Below are 18,205 nucleotides of genomic sequence, written 5' to 3' on the forward strand. Positions count from 1 at the left end.
GGCTCTGGGCGTGCCGCAGCGGCTCACCCGCAACGGCTCGCTGATCGCCGCCGCCGTCGCACTCCTTCTCGCGTTCGGCCAATCCTTCGGAGACATCGCCGCCGATACCAAACTCGATCTGACGGCCGATCCGGCCCGCTTCCTGGGCCGTGCCGCGCATCTGTGGTCGTCGCAGGCACCGCTGGGCCAGGTGCAAAACCAGGCCTACGGCTACTTCTTTCCCCACGGCACCTGGTTCCTGATCGGGCATTGGCTGCACATCCCGCCGTGGATCACCCAGCGGCTCTGGTGGGCGCTGCTGCTGTGGGTCGGCTTCGTCGGCCTGGTTCGGGTCGCCGAGGCTCTGGCCATCGGCAGCCCGGCCTCCCGCATCATCGCGGGGGCCGCGTTCGCCCTGAGCCCGCGGGTGCTGACGACGTTGGGCGCCATCTCGTCGGAGACCCTGCCGATGATGCTGGCGCCGTGGGCGCTGCTGCCGGTGGTACAAGCCCTGAACTCTGCCGAGGTCCGCGCCGGGCCGCGGCAACTGGCACTGCGATCGGCATGCGCGGTAGCAATGATGGGTGCGGTGAACGCCGCGGCCACGGCGGCGGCGGCTGGCGTCGCGGTCCTGTGGTTCCTGCTGCACCGTCCGTGCCGCCGCTGGGCGTCGTTCGGCGGCTGGTGGCTGCTCGGCGGTGTGCTCGCCTGCCTGTGGTGGAGCGTGCCGCTGCTGATCCTGTCCCGGGTCAGTCCACCGTTCCTCGACTACATCGAGTCGTCCCACACCACCACCGAATGGACCTCGCTCACCGAGATCCTGCGCGGCACCAGCAACTGGACGCCCTTCGTCTCCGATGAGCGGGTCGCCGGCGTGGCGCTCGTCAGTCAGCCGTTCGCCGTCCTCTGCACGGGTGCGGTCGCGGCGGCCGGTCTCGCCGGTCTCACCATGCGGCGCATGCCTTTCCGGGGGCGGCTCCTGGTGCTGCTGATGGTCGGCGTCGTGCTGATCGGGATCGGCTACGCCGGTTCCTTCGGCTCGCCGATCTCCGGGCCGATCCGCGATTTCCTCGACGGCTCCGGTGCGGCACTGCGGAACGTGCACAAGTTCGACCCGCTGATCCGCCTGCCGCTCGCCCTCGGGATCGCCCACCTGCTCGGCCGACTTCGCCTGCGGCGCGGCGCATTGGCCCATCCGGAGCGAGATCCGGCGGCCGCCGGCGCGATGGCCGTGGTCGTCGCGCTGCTCGGCGCCAGCTCGATGGCCTGGGCCGGCAATCTGGCCCCGACCGGGACCTACCGGGCGATCCCGGACTACTGGCCGCAGACCGCCCGCTGGCTCGATGCGCATGCCGGCTCCCGCGAGCATCCCAATCGCGCCCTCGTGGTGCCCGGATCGCCGTTCGCCAGCCAGATCTGGGGATTGACCCGCGACGAGCCGCTGCAGGGACTCGCGAAAACCCCCTGGGCCGTTCGGGATGCGATTCCGCTGACCCCGCCGGCCGCCATCCGCGCGCTGGATACGGTGCAGCGCAACATTGCCGACGGCCTGGCCACCCCCGACCTCGCGACGACGCTGGCCGCACAGGGCATTCGATACGTCGTGCTGCGGGCCGACCTCGATCCGCAGACCTCCCGATCCACCCGACCGCTGCTCGCACAGCAGGCCATCGCCGGATCACCGGGACTCACCCGGGTCGCCGAGTTCGGCGACCCGGTCGGCCCGCACTATGTGCGGGATGTCGTCGGCGATGATGGGCTGCGACCGAGACTTCCTGCGGTACAGATCTTCTCGGTGGATGCCCCGACCGACTTCGACGGCACCGGGCCGTCGTTGGTCACGCTGTCCGAGATGCCGCGCATCGCCGGCGGGCCCGAGGCGGCGGTCGGCGGGCCGGCGATCCTGGATGCCGACGCGCGCCGCGCCGGACTGCCCGCCGCGCCGACGATCGCCACCGACACCCCCACCGACCGCGAGGTCGATTTCGGGCGGGTGGACGACCACAGCTCGGCGATCCGGGCGTCGGGCGATCCCCGCTCGACGCAGAACGCGGCCGCCGATTACCCGGTCGACGGCGCCGAGCTGACCACCGGGCAGTGGCTGGTGGACGGACAGCCCGGCCAGCTACGCGTCGATGCCTCCGGGTCCGCCTCGGATGCAACGCAATTGGGCCAGTCGGCGCCGGCGAGCTCGCCGGCGGCGGTGTTCGACGGCGACGCCGGCACCTCGTGGGTCAGCAGCGGACTCGACGCCGCCGTCGGCCAATGGCTCCGGCTGCGTTTCGCGACGCCCCGCGACAACCTCGGCGTGACGCTGACGGTCGGCAAAGCGCTCGGCCCCGGCGTGACCCGCGTGCTGGTCAGCACCGAAACCGGGTCCACCGTCCAGTCCGTCACCCCCGACCGCCCGACGAGCATCCTCACCCCGTCCGGCGCGACCCGCTGGCTCACGATTCAGGCGCTCGCCACCAGCAACGGATCGGCCGGCAATCAGTTCGCCATCGCCGAGCTCGGCCTGTACGACGCGCAGACCGGAACACCGATCACCGTCCGTCATCGCACCGTGCTGCCGGAGCTGCCGGCCGGAACCACGGTGACGGGTTGGCAACTGCGTCAGGAATTTCCGGGACGATCGGCCTGCGTCGCATCACCGAGCCCGCGCGCCCCGAACGCCGTCACCTATTGCTCCGATGCGCTTTCACTCTCGGCCGAGGAGCCGTCGGCCTTCGATCGGGTGCTCTCCGTGCCGTCGCCGACCGCCGTCACCCCGACCGTGTCCCTGCTGCCGAAACCGGGCACCGCGCTCACCGCGCTGCTCGATCAGCCCGGCGTCGTCACCGCGACCGGAGGTTCCTCGATCACCGATCCGCGCGGCAATGCCAACGCGGCGGTCGACGGCGACCCCGGAACCAGTTGGACCGCATCACCATCGTCGAGCCGCCCCGGCGCGCCCGCACCCACGCTGCAGCTCACGCTGCCTGGGCCGACCGAGGTGCGCGCGCTGCGGGTGACCCCGCCGCGCACGCAGTATCCGGCGCACCCCACCCTGATCGGGATCGACCTGGGCACCGGCCGGCAGGTCCGGCCCGTCAACGCAGACGGCACCGTCACCCTCGACCCGGCCGTCACCGACCACATCACCATCTCGGTGCTGCGGCACGACAGCCTGCTCGACGTGAACAGTCTCGGGTTCGCCGCTGACGCCCCGACCGGCATCGGCGAGATCAGTGTCATCGGACCCGACGGCCCTTTGCCTGCCCCGAACCCCCAAGCTCCCGTGACCATCTCCTGCGACGACGGGCCGAGTCTCAGCATCGCCGGACGCGTCGTGAAGATGTCGCTGACCACCACGCGGGCCGCGCTGCTGGCCGGCGAACCGGTGCAGGCCACGGTGTGCGACCCCGCGCCCATCCAGCTGCCGACGGGTGAGCAGGAGCTGGTCGTCGATCCGGGCGGGGCGTTCATCGTCGATCGGGTCGGCCTGGCACCACCTGGCCCGGCTCCCGTCGCCGCCGTCGCGCAGCCGGCGCAGACGCCGAAGTGGGGACCGGCGCATCGCACCGTGACAGTGCCCGCCGCGGCCGGCGACCGGGTGCTGGTGATCCCGGAGAGCGTGAACCCCGGCTGGCGGGCAACGCTCGACGGAAAGGCCTTGCGGCCGTTGACCGTCAGCGGATGGCAGCAGGGCTGGATCATCCCGGCCGGATCGAGCGGGACGGTGCACCTCGACTACCGTTACGACTCGGCGTATCGCTGGGCGCTATTCGGTGGCCTCGGGCTGGTGGCCGTGCTGGTCGCGCTGGCTTTCATCCCGGCCCGCCGCCGCGCCGGCCCGGTCGCCACTCCCTGGGCCGGACCGGTCACCGGTTCCGTCGCCGCCGCGGTCGCGCTGTGGCTGCTCACCGGATGGGGCGTCGTCATCGCCGGGGCGGCCGCGGCCGGTATCGTCTGGTCAGTGCGGCGAATGACCCGGTCCGCCAATGCTTTCGGCCGTGTCCTCGTCGTGACCTCGACCGCACTACTCATGGTCGCGACGGCCGGCCTGGCCCGCGGCCCGTGGCACTCGTCGGCCGGCTATTCCGGTTGGGACGGCTGGATCCAGGCATTCGCGGGGACGGCGCTCGCCGTCACGGTGACGGCCGCCGTCGTCGAAGAAGTCGCGGCACGACGCGCGGATTCCCGGCGCCGCAACCAGTCTCGCGTCGGCGATTCGATCCACGAATAGCTGACGGCCGAAACCACCACGGTCCCAGCGACGGTCAGCAGCCACACCGACAGCATCGACCCCGAGAACGGGACGATGCCGAAGGCCGGGAAGACGGCCTCCAGAATCACCAGATGCCAGATGAAGATGCCGTATGACCATCGGCCGAGGGCCTGCAGCGGCCCGCTGGTGAGCAGCCGATCCGAGAGCCGGTCGCGACTCGGCGCGGTGAACACCAACGGCGCCAACACCGCGAACCCCAGCACCGCACCGAGCGCGGTCTTGACGGTGTACTGCCCGGCGGTCACCGCGACCAGCCCGGTCGGGCCGGCGAGATGAGTACACGACAGCGCGAACATCAGCAGCGCCAACGGCCACATGACCCAGCGGGCGGCGAACCAGCGGAACGCGCGGCTGTTCACACTCGGCCCGCTCGCTGCGCTCCCGGCGCCGGACGCGCATAGCTCCGCGAGCAGCATTCCCGCGATGAACCAGGGCAGCAGGCCCGGCAGCCAGTTCTTCGGCTCCACGCCGGCGGCGACCGGCAGCCGGTCCGCGATCGCACCCCACCCGAGCGCCACCACCGCGACCGTCAACAGGATCGGAATGCGCCACCGGCGGGTGCCGCCACGCAGCCGGCACAGCATCCAGCCGATGAGCGGCAGCACCAGATAGAAGGCCACCTCCACCGAGAGGCTCCACATCTGCGTCAGCCCGGCGGTCAACGACAGCGGCACGAACACCTGCGTCAGCGACAGATTCGCCAGCCAGACCGAGGCGGACGCACCCCGGGCCTCCGGCAGCAGCGTCAGCACCACCACGACGACCACGACATAGGCCGGCCAGATCCGCAGCACGCGATGGCGCAGATAGCGGCCGACCGCGGGACCCGGTCCGCCGTCCGCGGCCGCGAATGCATGCGGCCGCCACAGCAGAAACCCCGACAGCGCGAAGAACAGAGCCACGGCCATATCGAAGCGGCCCCACACCGGTCCCGGGAACGTCGACCGCACCGAGCCGGTCTGGAATGCCACGTGCGTCGTCAGCACTCCGATCGCCGCGAGCGCACGCACCCCCTCCAGCGCCGGCTGAAATCCTCGTCCGAGGTCCCCGGCTCTGGTGACTTGCGGCTGCAGGACGGACATCGGCGCCAAATCTACTGTTAGTCTCGCCCTCGGGGTACTGGGACGACGAGAAATACTCGGGCGACAAAGGAGATGATGGATGGCCGCGCGGCTGACAGGGAAAGACCTGCTGGGTCCGGTCGTCATCTTCGTCGGCGCGGCGCTGGTCATCGCGGCGCTGGCGCTGCCCTTCTATTTGGTCGGCACACTCAAGAAGGCCCCGACCGACACCGATGTGACGATCGTCGCGCCCACGGTGTCGGCCGACAGCTCGGTCAACCCGATGCCCGCGACCATCTTGAACCCGTGCTCGATGAACACGGCCAAGCCTGAGGTGGACGAGGCGCACCTGACCCGTCAGCAGCGTCTACTTGTCACCAAGCCCGCCAACTCCGACGTCCTCACCTATCAGTCGGGCAGCACGATCCTGATCGACCAGATCAAGACGGCCGCCGGAACCCAGACGCTGGACCAGTCCAACGCCTACGCCGGATGCCCGGCCCCGCTCGTCACCGCGGCCGTCGACATGCTGACGGTGAACCGCAAGACCGGTCGTCCGTCGACCGCCAGCGGCGGACAGTCGCAGCTGCAGGTCGAGCCGAGCCTGCCCGGTCAGCCGGCCAAGGCCATCCAGATCAAGGACCGCCAGGGCCAGCAGTACCGATTCCCGTTCGGCACCAAGAAGAGCAACGACTACACCTTCTACGACCTGGATACCCGCACCAACAACCCGCTGAAGTACGTCGATTCCAGCGACATCAGCGGCGTCAACGTCTACCACTTCACCCAGCAGGTGCCCGACGTCGATCTGACCACGATCAACGGTGAGGGCTTCGAGCCGCCGCGCGGCACGCTGCTGCAGAAGCCGGCGTCGTGGTACGGCCCGGTCCCGCGCGGCACCGACCCGAAGCAGGAACTCACGTCGCACCTGTGGGAAACGACCACCCGCGACGTGTGGGTCGACCCGGACAGCGGCACGATCATCAACATGCGTGAGCACGTGACGCAGTACTTCAAGTTCGCCGACCTGCCCGACAACGCGCCGGCCGCGCTCAAGGACTTCAAGCTCACCAACCTGGACGGCACGTTCGCCTACAACCAGGAGACGCAGCAGACGCTGGCGTCCTCGGCGAAGAAGTCCATGGACCGAATCCACCTGTGGGGCCGGCTCATGCCGATCGTCTTCGGCGTGATCGGTCTGATCGCACTGGTCCTCGGCATCTGGCTGACGCTGCGCCCACAACCGGAGCGCGCGCAGCCGACCGACGACGACGGTCCGTCCGACCTGGGCGCCATCTGGGGCGAAGAGTCGCCGCCGCCGGCGGGACCGGAAACCCCGGACGGCCCGACGACCGACCGCGTGCCGCTATTCCCGGACCAATCCGCCGCGACGACGCAGCAGTTCGCCGTGCCGCAGCCCGGCACCGAGCCGGGACCGGATGTCGCAGGGCAGCCGGACGATCGGACTCGGGCCATGCCGGCTATGGACAATCCGACTGCGCCGCAACAGGTTCCGCCGCAGCAATTCCCGCAGCAGCCGAGCTCGGAGCCGCAGACCCACGGCCATCACGAATGGGCGCCGCCGAATCAGCAGTCGCAGCCCGACCAGTGGGGCTGGTCGGAGCCGCCGCGGGCCGATCCGCGTCGCGTCGACCCCCCGCAAAACGACTGACTTCGGTTCGGCCCTGAAACCCTGACCAGAGCGGCAACAGAACCGCTATACGGCGATCAGTCGGCGCTCCAGTCAGGTTTTCAGGGAAGAAGCCAGGTGGTCGCCACGATGAATGATCGCCAGAATGTCGGCCATCGCATCCTCCCAGCCGAAGAGCACGTCCTCATAGGTCAGTCGCACGACCAGATAACCCTTGGCCACCGCCCGCCGATCCCGTCGGCGATCGTCGGCGTAGTTCGCCCGCGAGGTGTGGTGCTCGACGCTGTCGCATTCGATGATCAATCGATCACCGATCAGAAGATCGACTCGCCCGACACCCGGTATGTACACCTGAATCTGTAGATGAATCCGACGGCTCTGAAATCGCAAGCGCGCCATCGTCTCCGTACCGCTCTCGGCTCGCCGGTCGCATCTACCCAGCAGCTCGCGGACGCGGACAGGCGCGACCGACAGCTCGCCGCGCAGATCGGCGAGCTCGGCCAACTTCTTGTTGATGATCGAGTCGGCCACAACGACCAACGACTCGTCCGGTAGACATCGTGCGGCACAACCGAATGCGGCGAGCACCGAGTCGACCGCGCCATCGACCGGAGGGCTCGCGCCGTAACCGTGGCACGACTTGCTGTCCAGTCGGTACCGCGGAACCCGCCAATGCTGCCTGCTGTCCGGCGGCACCCACGCGCCGTGCCACTTGAGGGCCGACACACACGAGAGCACCCCGCCACGGCGAACCGCGTCCACGACTGACCGGTCCGCGGCAGGCACTGCGTACCAGCCTTGTCGGATCGCGGCGAGCTCTCCATTCGCCACCGCCTTCCTGATCTGCCAGTCGGTCAAGCCATTTGCGCGCAGCTCCGCCGTTCGCACCACTCCGGTTCGCCCGTTCATCCACACATCGTCGGGCCGATTCGGGTGGCCGAACTACCAGAATCCGGGATCTGTGGATGGAATCGGAAAGTGTGGATAACCCTGAAACCCTGACCAGAGCGGGAACAGAACCGCTATACGGCGATCAGTCGGCGCTCTGGTCAGGTTTTCAGGGCACGACGCTGCAGCACGACGCTGATGGCGGCCGCGGCGAGGCAGCAGAAGCAGGTGAGCGCCGCCAACTGCAGCACTGAATCGGCAAGCGTCACAACCAGAATGATCTCGGCGATGAGCGCGACCCAGGAGACGGCGGCGAGCCGCGTCCGGTCGACCGCGATGGCCGCCAACAACGCCAGCTGCAGCACCGCGCAGGCGCATCCGGTGAGCGCGAACAGCCACAGCCAGCCGGCGACCGGACGATAGTCGTCCCCGATGATCACCGGCACCAGCGGTCCGCCAATCGCCGATGCCGCCACCACGACGGCGCCGAGGCCGGTGAGCAGCCGCAGGCCGCGATCGAATGCGTCCGTCGAACGACCGGGCTCGGCCAGGCTCGGGAAGATGACGACGCCGATGGCCTGCGGCAGCCAGAAGGCCGCCTTGGTGGCGATCGTGCCGAGCGCGTACACACCGGCGTCGTGGGAACCCAGCACCGGCCGCGACAGCAGCAGGTCGACCGACGTCAACGCGATCAGCACGCCCTGCACCTGAGTCGCGCGCAGCACGCCGGCGAAGGTCTCCCGATCGACCGGCCCGCGGCGAGGCCGCAGCCCCGCGGTGCCCATGGCGACCACCGCGGCCACGCCGCAGCCGGCACTGGTCGCGGCCAGCGCGCCACCCGGACCCGCACCCATCGCCAGCACCACGACCACCGGTGCCGCCCGCAGCACGCCGACCACAACGAGCAGTCGGCCGAGGGTGCTGAACTGCCGTCGTCCCTGGATGACGCCCTGCGCCAGCGCGATGAGCACCAGGAGCGGCGCGGTCGCCAACGCCGATAGTGTCGCCAGGAAACCCGTCTGTGCGACCGCCATCACCACCGGCACGGCGGCGGCACTCAGCCCGCACACCGCCCCGAACAGCCAGAACCCGGATCGGTAGACGTCGCCGATAGCGATGCCGCGCACAACCTCTCGCGCGACCACCGCCTGCACCGCCAACGCCGGGACCCCCAGCAGCAGCGTGGCCTGCAGCAGCACCGCGAATTCGCCATACTCGCCGGCCGTGAGCCAGCGGCTCGCGGGCAGATGCACCAGATAGCTGCAGATATTGGCAGCGAGCGTGCCGACCACGACCGCGCCGGTGCCGGCGTCGATCGATCGGGCTGCTCTGGTCACCGGGTCAGTCTGCCCGGCCCGGCCGACGCGGCGCGACCCGGTCCGGCAACCGACTGGCCCCGATCGGCCCCACTAAGCTGCCGGTATGGCACGGCGACCGATGGTGTGGCTCGTCGGCTACTGCTCCCTGCTGGCGGCGGTGATCTGCCGGCCGCTGGCGTCGTCGGGCTACCTGCTGGTGCGCGACGCGGTCTCGACGCCTCGCTCCCATGTCACCGACGCGACGCTGGGGCTGGGCGATCTGGCGCCCCGGGCGGTGCCTCAGGACTGGTTCCTGGCGCTGTGCAGCGCGATCATCGATGGCGGCGTGGTGGTCAAGCTGCTCATCGTGGCGGCCGTGCTGCTGGCCGGAGTCGGCTACGGGCGGATGGCGCTGCGCCTGGTGCCCGGATGCGGTCTCGCAGGCGCACTGGCCGCCGCCACGGTGGCTGTGTGGAATCCGTTCGTCGTCGAACGGCTGATGCAGGGACAGTGGAGCCTGCTACTCGGCTACGCGATGCTCGGCTGGGTCGTAGTGCTGACGCGGGATCTGTCCGTAGAATTCAGCGGTACCAAGGTGATTCGGCTGGGCAGTGCGGCCGCGGTCGCCGGTCTGACGCCGACCGGCGCGCTGCTCGCGATCATCGTCGCGGCGGTGACGCTGCGGACCCGGGATCTCCGAACCTGGTGCGGCGCAGCGCTCGTCGCGCTGATCGCCTGCCTGCCCTGGCTCACCGCGGCGGCACTCGGCTCAGGCGGCGCCACTTCCGATCCCGGGGGCGCACAGGCATTCGCGGCCCGCGCCGAACCCGGCCTGTCGACGATCGGTTCACTCGCCGGGCTCGGCGGCATCTGGAACGCGCAGGCCGTGCCGGACACGCGCACCACGCTGTGGGCCGTGGTCGCCACGGTCGCGCTGCTCGCGGTGGTGGCGGCCGGCCTCCCGGCACTCTGGCGACGCCGGCGAATAGCGTTGTACCGCAGTCTGTTCGTGCTTGCCGCGGTGGTTCTCGTCGTCGCGACGCTCGAAGCCACCGCTCCCGGGCTGGCGGTGATGCGCGCGGGTATCGATCATGTCCCGGGGTTCGGTCTGCTGCGGGACGGCCAGAAGTGGGTCGCTCTCGTCATCCCGTTCTATGCGCTGTCTGCTGCCGCCGGAATTCGCTCGGCACGCCGTTATGTTCCAGCGGGTTTCGCCACCGCCATCGCGATCGTGCTGGTGATCGCGCCGCTGCCGGATGTCATCACGACCGGCCCGGCAAGCCTCGGATCGACGCTCCGTCCGGTGCACTATCCCGGCGACTTCGCGGTCGTCGCCGGGATGATCCCTGCCGATTCCGGTGACGTCGTGATCCTGCCGGACGGCATGCTGCGGCAATACACGTTTGCACATGGTCAGCCGACGCTCGATCCACTGCCCCGGATGCTGCGCGCCGACGTGCTGCAGACCGGTGCGCTGACCATCGACGGCCACGACGTTGACGCCACCGACGGCCGTGCGGCGGCGGCACACCGGGCGCTGGCCGCCGGTGCGACGCCGCAGCAATTGGCCGAACTCGGTGTCGGCTGGGTGATTCTCGAGTCAGGCGGTCCGATGGCCGACTCGACCACCGACTCGCTCCGGCATCTGCAACTGCACTACGCGGGACCCGAGCTGATCGTCTACCGGATTCCCGGCCCGGTGATCCACCGGGCGTCGACCGTGGACCGGGTTCTCGCCTGGCTCGCGCACAGCCTGTGGCTCGCGCTGCTGCTCAGCGGGCCTGCGCTGGCAGTGGCTGGTCGGCTGCGTCGTCGCTCGCGGCAATCACTCCCCGGATCGACCGGCCGGACGCCGCGGCATCGATGACCCGACGCACAGCGGATGCGGTATCCGGCCAGCTATAGGCCTCGGCCCGGCTGCGCGCGGCGGCCCCCAGGGAGCGGGCCCGGGCCGGGTCGTCCAGCAATTGCTCAGTGGCGCCGACGAATTCGTCCAGGTCGTCGACGAGCATCCCGGTGACGCCGGATTCCACCGAGTCGGTGAGTCCCCGCGAGCTGCGGTAGCCGATCGTCGGCACCCCCCGCTGCGCGGCCTCGATGACCGCCAGTCCCCAGCCCTCGGTCCGGGACGGCATCAGCAGCACCGACGCCTCCCCGAGCAGCCGGTATTTGTCGTACTCGCTGACCCGGCCGTGGAAGACCACCCGGTCGGTGATGCCCAGTTCCATTGCCCGCTTCACCAATTCGTCATGCCACCAGCCGTCGCCGATGACGTCGAGCGCGATGCCGGGGTACCGATGCCGCAATCGGGCCACGGCGCTGAGCGCGTGTTCGATCTGCTTGTGCGGCACCAGCCGCGACAGCACGCACAGCCGCTGGGAATCATGCTGCGGTGCCGGAAGATTCGATGGCACGTCATCCAATCCACCACGGGCGATGGCGATTCGGTCGCCATCGATGCCCAGGTCGATCAGGTCGGCCCGGGATGGCACCGACACCGTGAGATACTGGCTGCGGCGATAGACCGCGGGGGCCAGACGCGACTCGATGAACCAACCGATCCGGCCGATCAGGCGACCCGCGACCGGCCATTGGGCGCGATGGCAGTGATGCACCAGCACGACCGTCGGCCGTCCGGCCCAGCGGGCGAAGAACGGCACGCCGTTCTGCGTGTCCACCACCACGTCGGGCACGACCGACGCCAGCGGTCCGCGGCCGACGCGGGCGGCGAGCATGGCGCCGAGTGCCCGCGGGTAGACCGTGAACCGGCCGCCGCCGCGCGAGATCGTGTAACCGTCACGCTCTTCGTGGGCCGGGGCGCCCGGGTAGCCGGCGGTCCGCAGTGTGACGGTCAGACCGTCGGCTGCCAATTCGGCCGCAACCCGTTCCAGGTAGCGCTCGCTGCCGCCGCCCTGCGGGTGGTCGCTGTCGCGCCAACAGAGCAGCAGCACGTTGCGCACCTGCTCAGCGTCGGATACCTGGTCATTCATCGGCTCCCACGGTAGCGGGCGGCCCGGCGCGAGTAGGGTCACACTCCGTGCCACCGCGTCTGACCTCACGATTCGCGCGGCTCGCCACCTTCCGCCGCGCCGCCGGGCTGCTCAACGATTTCCGCTTCGAGCAGCCCGATCCGGATCGTTTCTATGGGGCGATGGCCCGCGACACCGCAGCGATGATCGCGGCTCTGTCGCCGGCGCCACTCCTCGGGCAGATCATCCTGGATGTCGGCGGTGGCCCCGGATACTTTGCCGACGAGTTCCGCCGACGCGGGGCGCGGTATGTCTCGGTCGAGCCGGATCCCACCGAGATGCACGCGGCCGGGCTGCCGCAGCGCGGCAGCATTCGCGGCTCCGGCACCCACCTGCCGTTGCGCGACGGCGTCGTCGACATCTGTTACTCGTCGAACGTCGTCGAGCATGTGGCCGACCCCTGGCGCATGTGCGACGAGATGGTCCGGGTGACCCGCCCCGGCGGTCTCGTCGTCATCAGTTACACGCTCTGGTACGGCCCGTTCGGCGGCCACGAGATGGGACTGACGCACTATGCCGGCGGCGCCCGAGCGGCACGCTGGTACACCCGTCGCCACGGTCATCCGCCGAAAAACCTCTACGGCACTTCGCTTTTCCGGGTCACTGCGGCCGACGGACTCGACTGGGCGCGCACGGTCGCTCCGTCCCGGGCGCGACTCGTCGGCAGTTTCCCCCGCTACCTGCCGCGATGGATGTGGTGGGTGCTGCGGGTGCCGATACTCCGAGAAGTATTGTCCACCAACCTGGTTCTGGTGCTGCAGCGGACCGGCTAGAGATCGGCGCTGCGGGCGACAAACGCCCAATGGCCCTGCCGGCCTTATATCGAACCTCGTTCTTCTGCGATCTCTTTGCTAGTGACCAGGGCGTCGATCTCGTACAGGATCCGCTCGAAACCGAAGACGATGTCATCGTCCAGAACGTCGTCTGAGTATTCGCTGTCGGCCATCATGGACGCCAAGACCGAATACCCAGTTCCCGCAGCCGCGGTTGAAGGAACTGGATCACCGCGTCCCGTTGGACGGATGTAGTGGGACTTTCGCGCACATCACGACGTACGTTGGCGATCTGTCGCGCGTAGCCGTCCAGCAGCAACGCGCAGCCGAGGCGCCGACTAGTAGTCGTAGGTATCCGACGTGGACGAGTTCGAGTCGTTGCTCACCTGGACCGTGGTCTGCGTCGCGTATCCGATGACTCCGAGCACGATGTAGACGATCACCAAGACCTTGGCGGCGCCCGTCACGATGAGCGGACGCGTCGGCGATGCCGGCGGCGCGGTCAGCACTTCGCCGTCGCCGAACAGCTTCTTGGGGTAGGCCGACGTGACCAGCAGCCAGTACGCGCCCAGCCGGAACCGGAACCGCACCGCCGCGGCATTCGCCGCGAACACCGCATCCGGCGTGCGCCCCTGAATAAGCACGATCACCCATTCGACGATCGATGCGATCGCCAGTCCGACGCTCACCAACGCATTCAGTATTGCGGCCGGAATTACGAGGATGATCCGGAAGAACACCGCGGCGCGGTTCATGGTCACCGGCGGCGGGATGTACGCGATCACCGGACCGGTCGGCTCCCACGAGAACGGCGGGTACTGGCTGGACAGGAAGAACAGGTACGCATCAACGCGCACTTGCCAGTTCAGGTACGCGGTCTGATAGTTGTAGGCGAATTCCGGGGTCTTCGCAGTGAACAGCGCGGCGAACCACGACACGATCGCGATCAGGGCCGACCCGATTCCCAGAGCCCACAAGATAATGAAATGCGGGATCAGCAGGATCAGTCGGAAGAACACCGTCAACCGAGGCTGCGGCCCCGGGTTGGCGATGTCGACTTCCGGTAGCAGCTCCATCGCCGGCGGCGGGGGTGGCGGCACGGCCTGGTAATAGTTGGTCGGCGGTTCGGTCGGATTCATTGCAATGCTCCATTTCCCGATCGGCGAGGGATTCCCTACCTGCATCAATGTAGCCAGTCACCGCGGCTATCGGAGGGGTATGGATCAACGCGTCGGGCGGCTCAGACAGTTGTTGTCGCACAACAACTGTGGCGCACAGTTGACCGACTAGCCGAGCGACTCGCGGCCACACACCTCGATATAGGCCTGCTGCAACCGATCTGCGGCCCGCGGCTTGTCCGGCTCGGGCCGTTCGATGCCCAGATGCGCCTCACGCAACTCGTCCATCAGATCGTGCGCCAGCTCCGGCGAACCCTCGGCGAGCAATTGGGCACGGATCGCCAGCGCCGGGGTGGTCGGGCGATGCTCGACCCCCCACGCGCCCAGCGCCACCAGCACCGGAACGGTCTGTATCCCCGCCTCGGTCAGGGTGTAACGGGCCTTCTGACCGCGCACCGCCTCGTCTTTGGTGAGCAGGCCGTAGCCGACCAGGCGCCGCAGTCGGCTGGCCAGGATGTTGGACGCGATGCCCTCGTCGTTGCGCGTGAGCAACTCCCGGAAGTAGCGCCGATCGCCGAAGATGATGTCACGCAACACGATCAGGCTCCACGGATCACCCAGCACCTCGACGGCGGCGTTGATCGCGCAGCCGGATCGTGGCTCCTCGCGCATCGTCACCTCCATCGCGATAAGTGCTTGCGTGTTGCAACTCCTTCAGTCTAGCCTAACAGTGCTTGCAAATTGCAATCACTAGACGAAGCCTCCGGAGGAGCCATGCAGTACACGCGAGTCCACAACCTGAACGTCTCGCTCGACGGCTTCGCGGCCGGCGAGGAAGTCACCCTCGACCATCCGATCGGCGGCGCCGAGGCGCTCTTCAAGGAATTCGATGGCCGCTGGATCAACGGCGTCGATCTGGACAACGGCCCGGTCGGATTCGGTTCAGCGCTGACCACGCTCTGGGGGCAGGGCATCGGGGCGGAGATCATGGGCCGCCGCAAGTACGGCCCGCAGACCGGCCCCTGGCAGGCGGACGACGACTGGAAGGGCTGGTGGGGCGACGAGCCGCCGTTCGCCACACCGACCTACATCCTCACGCACCACCCGCACGAGCAGATCGACTTCGCCAACGGCACGAGTTTCCGATTCATCGACGCGACCCCCGCCGAGGCACTCAAGGCCGCACAGGAGGCCGCGAACGGTCTGGATGTGCGGATCGGAGGAGGACCGTCGACCGTCCGGCAGTTCCTCGAGGCCGACCTGATCGACTTCATGCACCTCGTGATTCAGCCGATAACGCTCGGCCGCGGCGTATCACTCTGGGAGGGGCTCGACGACCTTCAGGAACGCTTCACCGTCGAATCGGCCTCCGCACCGAACGGTGTGGTGCACCAATTCTGGAATCACAAGCGCGACTGAGTATCCGGCGGCAATCGCCGACTACATGTCGGCGATCGCCTCCAACGGTTTCGTGCGCGCGGCCCGCACCGCCGGCCAGGCCGCGGCCAGCACGCCGACCACCGCCGCGGCGATGATGGTCACCACGAATCGTCCCCAGGGAATCACCGGTTCGGTGACCACGCCGTTGCGCAGCGCATGCATCATCGCCCAGCCGAACACCCCGCCCATCAGCGTGCCGAGAATGGCGCCGAACAGGGCGATCAGGACCGACTCGATATAAATCGTGCGCTGCACCTGGCCCCGGCTCATACCGAGCGCCCGCAGCATGCCGATCTCCCGCTTCCGCTCGATCACCGACAGCGCCAGAGTGTTGACGATGCCGATCACCGCGATCAGCAGCGCCAGCCCGAGCATGCCGGACAGCACCGTCATCATCGTGTCGATCTGTTGTGCGGCTTCGCCCTTGAACTCCGACTTGGTCTGCACCTTGATCGCCAGGTACGGCTTGGCGAGATCCTCGACGCTGTTCTGCACGGTCGCGACGCTCGTGCCCGGTTTCACCTTGAGGAGCACCACGGCATCCTGCTGCAGGCTGGTCGGCATCAGCTGCTCATAGGCCTGCGGACCGACCATCCAGTCCAGTGAGATCAGCTTGGTGAACGGGGTGTCCTTGTAGATTCCGGTGACCTTCACCGGCACCGGGCCACGACTGGTGTCGACGCTCGTCATGCTGATGGTGTCGCCGACCTTCCAGCCCTTCGACTTCGCGGTATTCGCCGACACCAGCATGCCGTCGTCCGGAATCGTCGACGACGCATTGCCTTCCATCGTGTACGGCGACACCGCCTCGGCGTCGGCCGCCGGCCGCGGCGCGTACCCGTGCACCGTGTCGTCGCCGACCTTCGCGGTCACCATGCCCATGCCGACGGCCTTGTCGATCCCGTTGATCGTCGACGTGATGTCGTTGGCGACCGCTGGAGGCACGCCGCCCTGGCTCGAGCTGATCACCAGGTCGGCGTTCATCCCCTGGTCGACCGAGCTGTTGATCGCGCCCTTGAACGACGATCCGAACGTCCCGATGACCGCGACCAGCATCAGCCCCAGCGTGAGCGCGAAGGCGGTGGCGGCGGTACGACGCGGATTGCGGACGGCGTTGGTCTGCGCGAGCTGGCCGATCTTGCCGAACGGCTTGGCGAAGACGAACGACAGCAGTTTCACCGCGGGCCGCGACAGCGCGGGCGCGCCGAACACGATCGCGATGATCACCAGGAGCGCGCCGAGACCGACGACGGCCATCGCACCGTTGCCCGTCTGCGTGGTGCCGGCGATGACGATCGCCAGACCGGCAACGCCGAGCACGGCTCCGATGATGGTGCGGCGCTTGATCGATTGCGCACCATCGGTCATGCTCTCGCGCATCGCCTCGACCGGCGGGATCGACGACGCCCGCAGTGCCGGCGCCAGGGCGCTGATCACAGTGACGATGATGCCGACCGCCAGGCTCGCGATCACCGGCGTCGGACCGATCACCAACGGCCCCTCGGGCAGACCGGTGCTGCCGGAGCTGAGCAGCGTCTTGAGCGCCGCGCCGATCCCGATGCCGGCCGCCGGGCCGATCAGCCCGCCGACGAGTCCGACGATCGACGCCTCCAACAGCACCGACCGGACGATCTGTGCGCGGCTGGTGCCGATCGCCCGCAGCAGGGCGAGCTCCCGGATCCGCTGCGCGACGATCATCGAGAAGGTGTTGTAGATCAAGAAGATTCCGACGATCAGGCCGATCGCGCCGAAGGCCTGCAGGATGTAGTTGAAGATGTTCAGGAAGCTGTTGACCTGCTTCTTGGCGTCGTCACGCACTTCCTGACCGGTCTGCACCTTGAACTGGTCGCCCAGGTTCTTCTGCGTACCGGCGGGCTGGAAGTTCGACACCCGGTCCCGAAGCTGCTGCGGCGTCACCCCCGGCGCGGCCGAAAGCTCCACGGAGCCAACACTGTTGCCGTCGGACAGCAGTTTCTGCGCGGTAGCGGTGTTGAACTGGATCAGCGTGAATCCGCTGGTGGCGCCCGGAAGATCGGTGATACCAACGATCTTCACGGCGAACGGCCGGCTGTTCGCGCCGCGCTCGACGAGCGCCTGGGTGGTATCGCCGACGGAGAGATCACCACGCTCGGCCGCGCTCTTGTTGATCACGGCCTCGACCGGCGCACTCGGCGACGGTGTGTCACCGGCCATCGGCTGCGGGGCGGCACCGCCCGGAAACAGCTTGGCGTCAGCGGGATTCAGCGCCTGATCGGGACCCAGATAGGCGCCGGCCAGCGACGGAGCGCCGCCGCTCTGGATACGACCGCCGCCCTTCTTGGCGATGACCGCGGGCTGCGAATACTGCGGGACGATCCGGTTGATACCCAGCTGGGTCTTGTTCTCGGTCAACGCGGTGACCACCGTATTGGGGACACCGGCCTGGTCCGACGAGTCGGCCGAGCTGATCTGGGTGTCGACCCCGATCGCCGTCTTGTCGAAGATCCCGTTGAACGAGTCCTTCACCGTCCCGGTGAAGACCAGGGCGCCGGCGACGAATGCGGTGCCGAGCACCACCGACAACACGGTCAGGAACAGTCGGAGTTTGTGAGCGCCGATGTTGCGCAGCGACACCTTGCGCATCGTGCTCGACGCGAGCGGGCGTTTGGAACTGGGCTTGCCGGACGTACCGGACGGCAGCGTGCTGGTGGAAGTCATTGGT

At 68.5% G+C, this 18,205-nt stretch carries 11 protein-coding genes and 1 pseudogene; 5 read left to right on the forward strand and 7 right to left on the reverse strand.

The window, feature by feature from the left end:
- The first annotated feature begins 10 nt into the window (after nucleotides 1–10).
- Complete coding sequence (locus G341_RS24405) at nucleotides 11–4,204, forward strand: DUF3367 domain-containing protein (RefSeq protein WP_018178177.1); 4,194 nt, start codon at nucleotides 11–13, stop codon at nucleotides 4,202–4,204.
- A gap of 14 nt (nucleotides 4,205–4,218) precedes the next feature.
- On the opposite strand, the pseudogene G341_RS23440 reads toward G341_RS24405, so the two are convergent.
- Nucleotides 4,219–5,478: pseudogene (locus G341_RS23440) on the reverse strand (acyltransferase family protein); the annotation flags it as partial.
- Between G341_RS23440 and pgfA the strand changes: the two are divergent.
- Nucleotides 5,408–6,979: a cell envelope lipid trafficking protein PgfA gene (gene pgfA / locus G341_RS0105855; RefSeq protein WP_018178180.1), complete on the forward strand. Its 1,572-nt coding sequence runs from the start codon at nucleotides 5,408–5,410 to the stop codon at nucleotides 6,977–6,979. The pseudogene G341_RS23440 and the gene pgfA overlap by 71 nt on opposite strands.
- A gap of 72 nt (nucleotides 6,980–7,051) precedes the next feature.
- On the opposite strand, the gene G341_RS21165 is transcribed toward pgfA, so the two are convergent.
- The gene (locus G341_RS21165; RefSeq protein WP_245556922.1) at nucleotides 7,052–7,684 is read right to left on the reverse strand and encodes an endonuclease domain-containing protein; all 633 of its coding nucleotides are present in this window, start codon (nucleotides 7,682–7,684) and stop codon (nucleotides 7,052–7,054) included.
- A gap of 323 nt (nucleotides 7,685–8,007) precedes the next feature.
- Nucleotides 8,008–9,183 (reverse strand): lipopolysaccharide biosynthesis protein, encoded by a 1,176-nt coding sequence (locus tag G341_RS0105865; RefSeq protein WP_018178182.1) that lies wholly within the window; start codon nucleotides 9,181–9,183, stop codon nucleotides 8,008–8,010.
- 85 nt (nucleotides 9,184–9,268) lie between these two features.
- Here G341_RS0105865 and G341_RS0105870 point away from each other — a divergent pair, with 85 nt between their 5' ends.
- Nucleotides 9,269–11,011, forward strand: coding sequence for an MmpA family trehalose lipid delivery protein (locus tag G341_RS0105870; RefSeq protein ID WP_018178183.1), 1,743 nt, complete (start codon nucleotides 9,269–9,271; stop codon nucleotides 11,009–11,011).
- Here G341_RS0105870 and G341_RS0105875 read toward each other — a convergent pair.
- Nucleotides 10,917–12,134, reverse strand: coding sequence for a glycosyltransferase family 4 protein (locus tag G341_RS0105875; RefSeq protein ID WP_018178184.1), 1,218 nt, complete (start codon nucleotides 12,132–12,134; stop codon nucleotides 10,917–10,919). The genes G341_RS0105870 and G341_RS0105875 overlap by 95 nt on opposite strands.
- 47 nt (nucleotides 12,135–12,181) lie before the next feature.
- On the opposite strand from G341_RS0105875, the gene G341_RS0105880 reads away from it, so the two are divergent.
- Entirely contained in the window at nucleotides 12,182–12,946 is a 765-nt protein-coding gene (locus G341_RS0105880) for a class I SAM-dependent methyltransferase (RefSeq protein WP_018178185.1), read from the forward strand.
- A gap of 338 nt (nucleotides 12,947–13,284) precedes the next feature.
- Here G341_RS0105880 and G341_RS0105890 read toward each other — a convergent pair whose 3' ends face one another.
- Nucleotides 13,285–14,085 carry a DUF4389 domain-containing protein gene (locus tag G341_RS0105890; RefSeq protein ID WP_018178187.1) on the reverse strand — a complete coding sequence of 267 codons (801 nt, stop codon included), beginning with the start codon at nucleotides 14,083–14,085 and terminating at the stop codon, nucleotides 13,285–13,287.
- A gap of 147 nt (nucleotides 14,086–14,232) precedes the next feature.
- Nucleotides 14,233–14,736 carry a winged helix-turn-helix transcriptional regulator gene (locus G341_RS0105895; RefSeq protein WP_026303296.1) on the reverse strand — a complete coding sequence of 168 codons (504 nt, stop codon included), beginning with the start codon at nucleotides 14,734–14,736 and terminating at the stop codon, nucleotides 14,233–14,235.
- Between the two features lie 102 nt (nucleotides 14,737–14,838).
- On the opposite strand from G341_RS0105895, the gene G341_RS0105900 reads away from it, so the two are divergent.
- On the forward strand, nucleotides 14,839–15,483 hold the full coding sequence (locus tag G341_RS0105900; protein ID WP_018178189.1) for a dihydrofolate reductase family protein: 645 nt from the start codon (nucleotides 14,839–14,841) through the stop codon (nucleotides 15,481–15,483).
- Between the two features lie 21 nt (nucleotides 15,484–15,504).
- Here G341_RS0105900 and G341_RS0105905 read toward each other — a convergent pair whose 3' ends face one another.
- Nucleotides 15,505–18,201 (reverse strand): ABC transporter permease, encoded by a 2,697-nt coding sequence (locus tag G341_RS0105905; RefSeq protein ID WP_018178190.1) that lies wholly within the window; start codon nucleotides 18,199–18,201, stop codon nucleotides 15,505–15,507.
- Nucleotides 18,202–18,205: the final 4 nt, after the last annotated feature.

This window comes from Jongsikchunia kroppenstedtii DSM 45133, from assembly GCF_000380485.1.
In the GTDB taxonomy this organism is placed as follows: Bacteria; Actinomycetota; Actinomycetes; order Mycobacteriales; family Mycobacteriaceae; genus Jongsikchunia; species Jongsikchunia kroppenstedtii.

Excerpts from the sequence above, each read along its gene's own strand:
- G341_RS0105890 (WP_018178187.1), bottom strand. The coding sequence starts at position 14,085 with ATGAATCCGACCGAACCGCCGACCAACTATTACCAGGCCGTGCCGCCA.
- pgfA (WP_018178180.1), top strand. The coding sequence starts at position 5,408 with ATGGCCGCGCGGCTGACAGGGAAAGACCTGCTGGGTCCGGTCGTCATC.
- G341_RS0105895 (WP_026303296.1), bottom strand. The coding sequence starts at position 14,736 with ATGCGCGAGGAGCCACGATCCGGCTGCGCGATCAACGCCGCCGTCGAG.
- G341_RS0105875 (WP_018178184.1), bottom strand. The coding sequence starts at position 12,134 with ATGAATGACCAGGTATCCGACGCTGAGCAGGTGCGCAACGTGCTGCTG.
- G341_RS0105900 (WP_018178189.1), top strand. The coding sequence starts at position 14,839 with ATGCAGTACACGCGAGTCCACAACCTGAACGTCTCGCTCGACGGCTTC.
- G341_RS0105905 (WP_018178190.1), bottom strand. The coding sequence starts at position 18,201 with ATGACTTCCACCAGCACGCTGCCGTCCGGTACGTCCGGCAAGCCCAGT.
- G341_RS0105870 (WP_018178183.1), top strand. The coding sequence starts at position 9,269 with ATGGCACGGCGACCGATGGTGTGGCTCGTCGGCTACTGCTCCCTGCTG.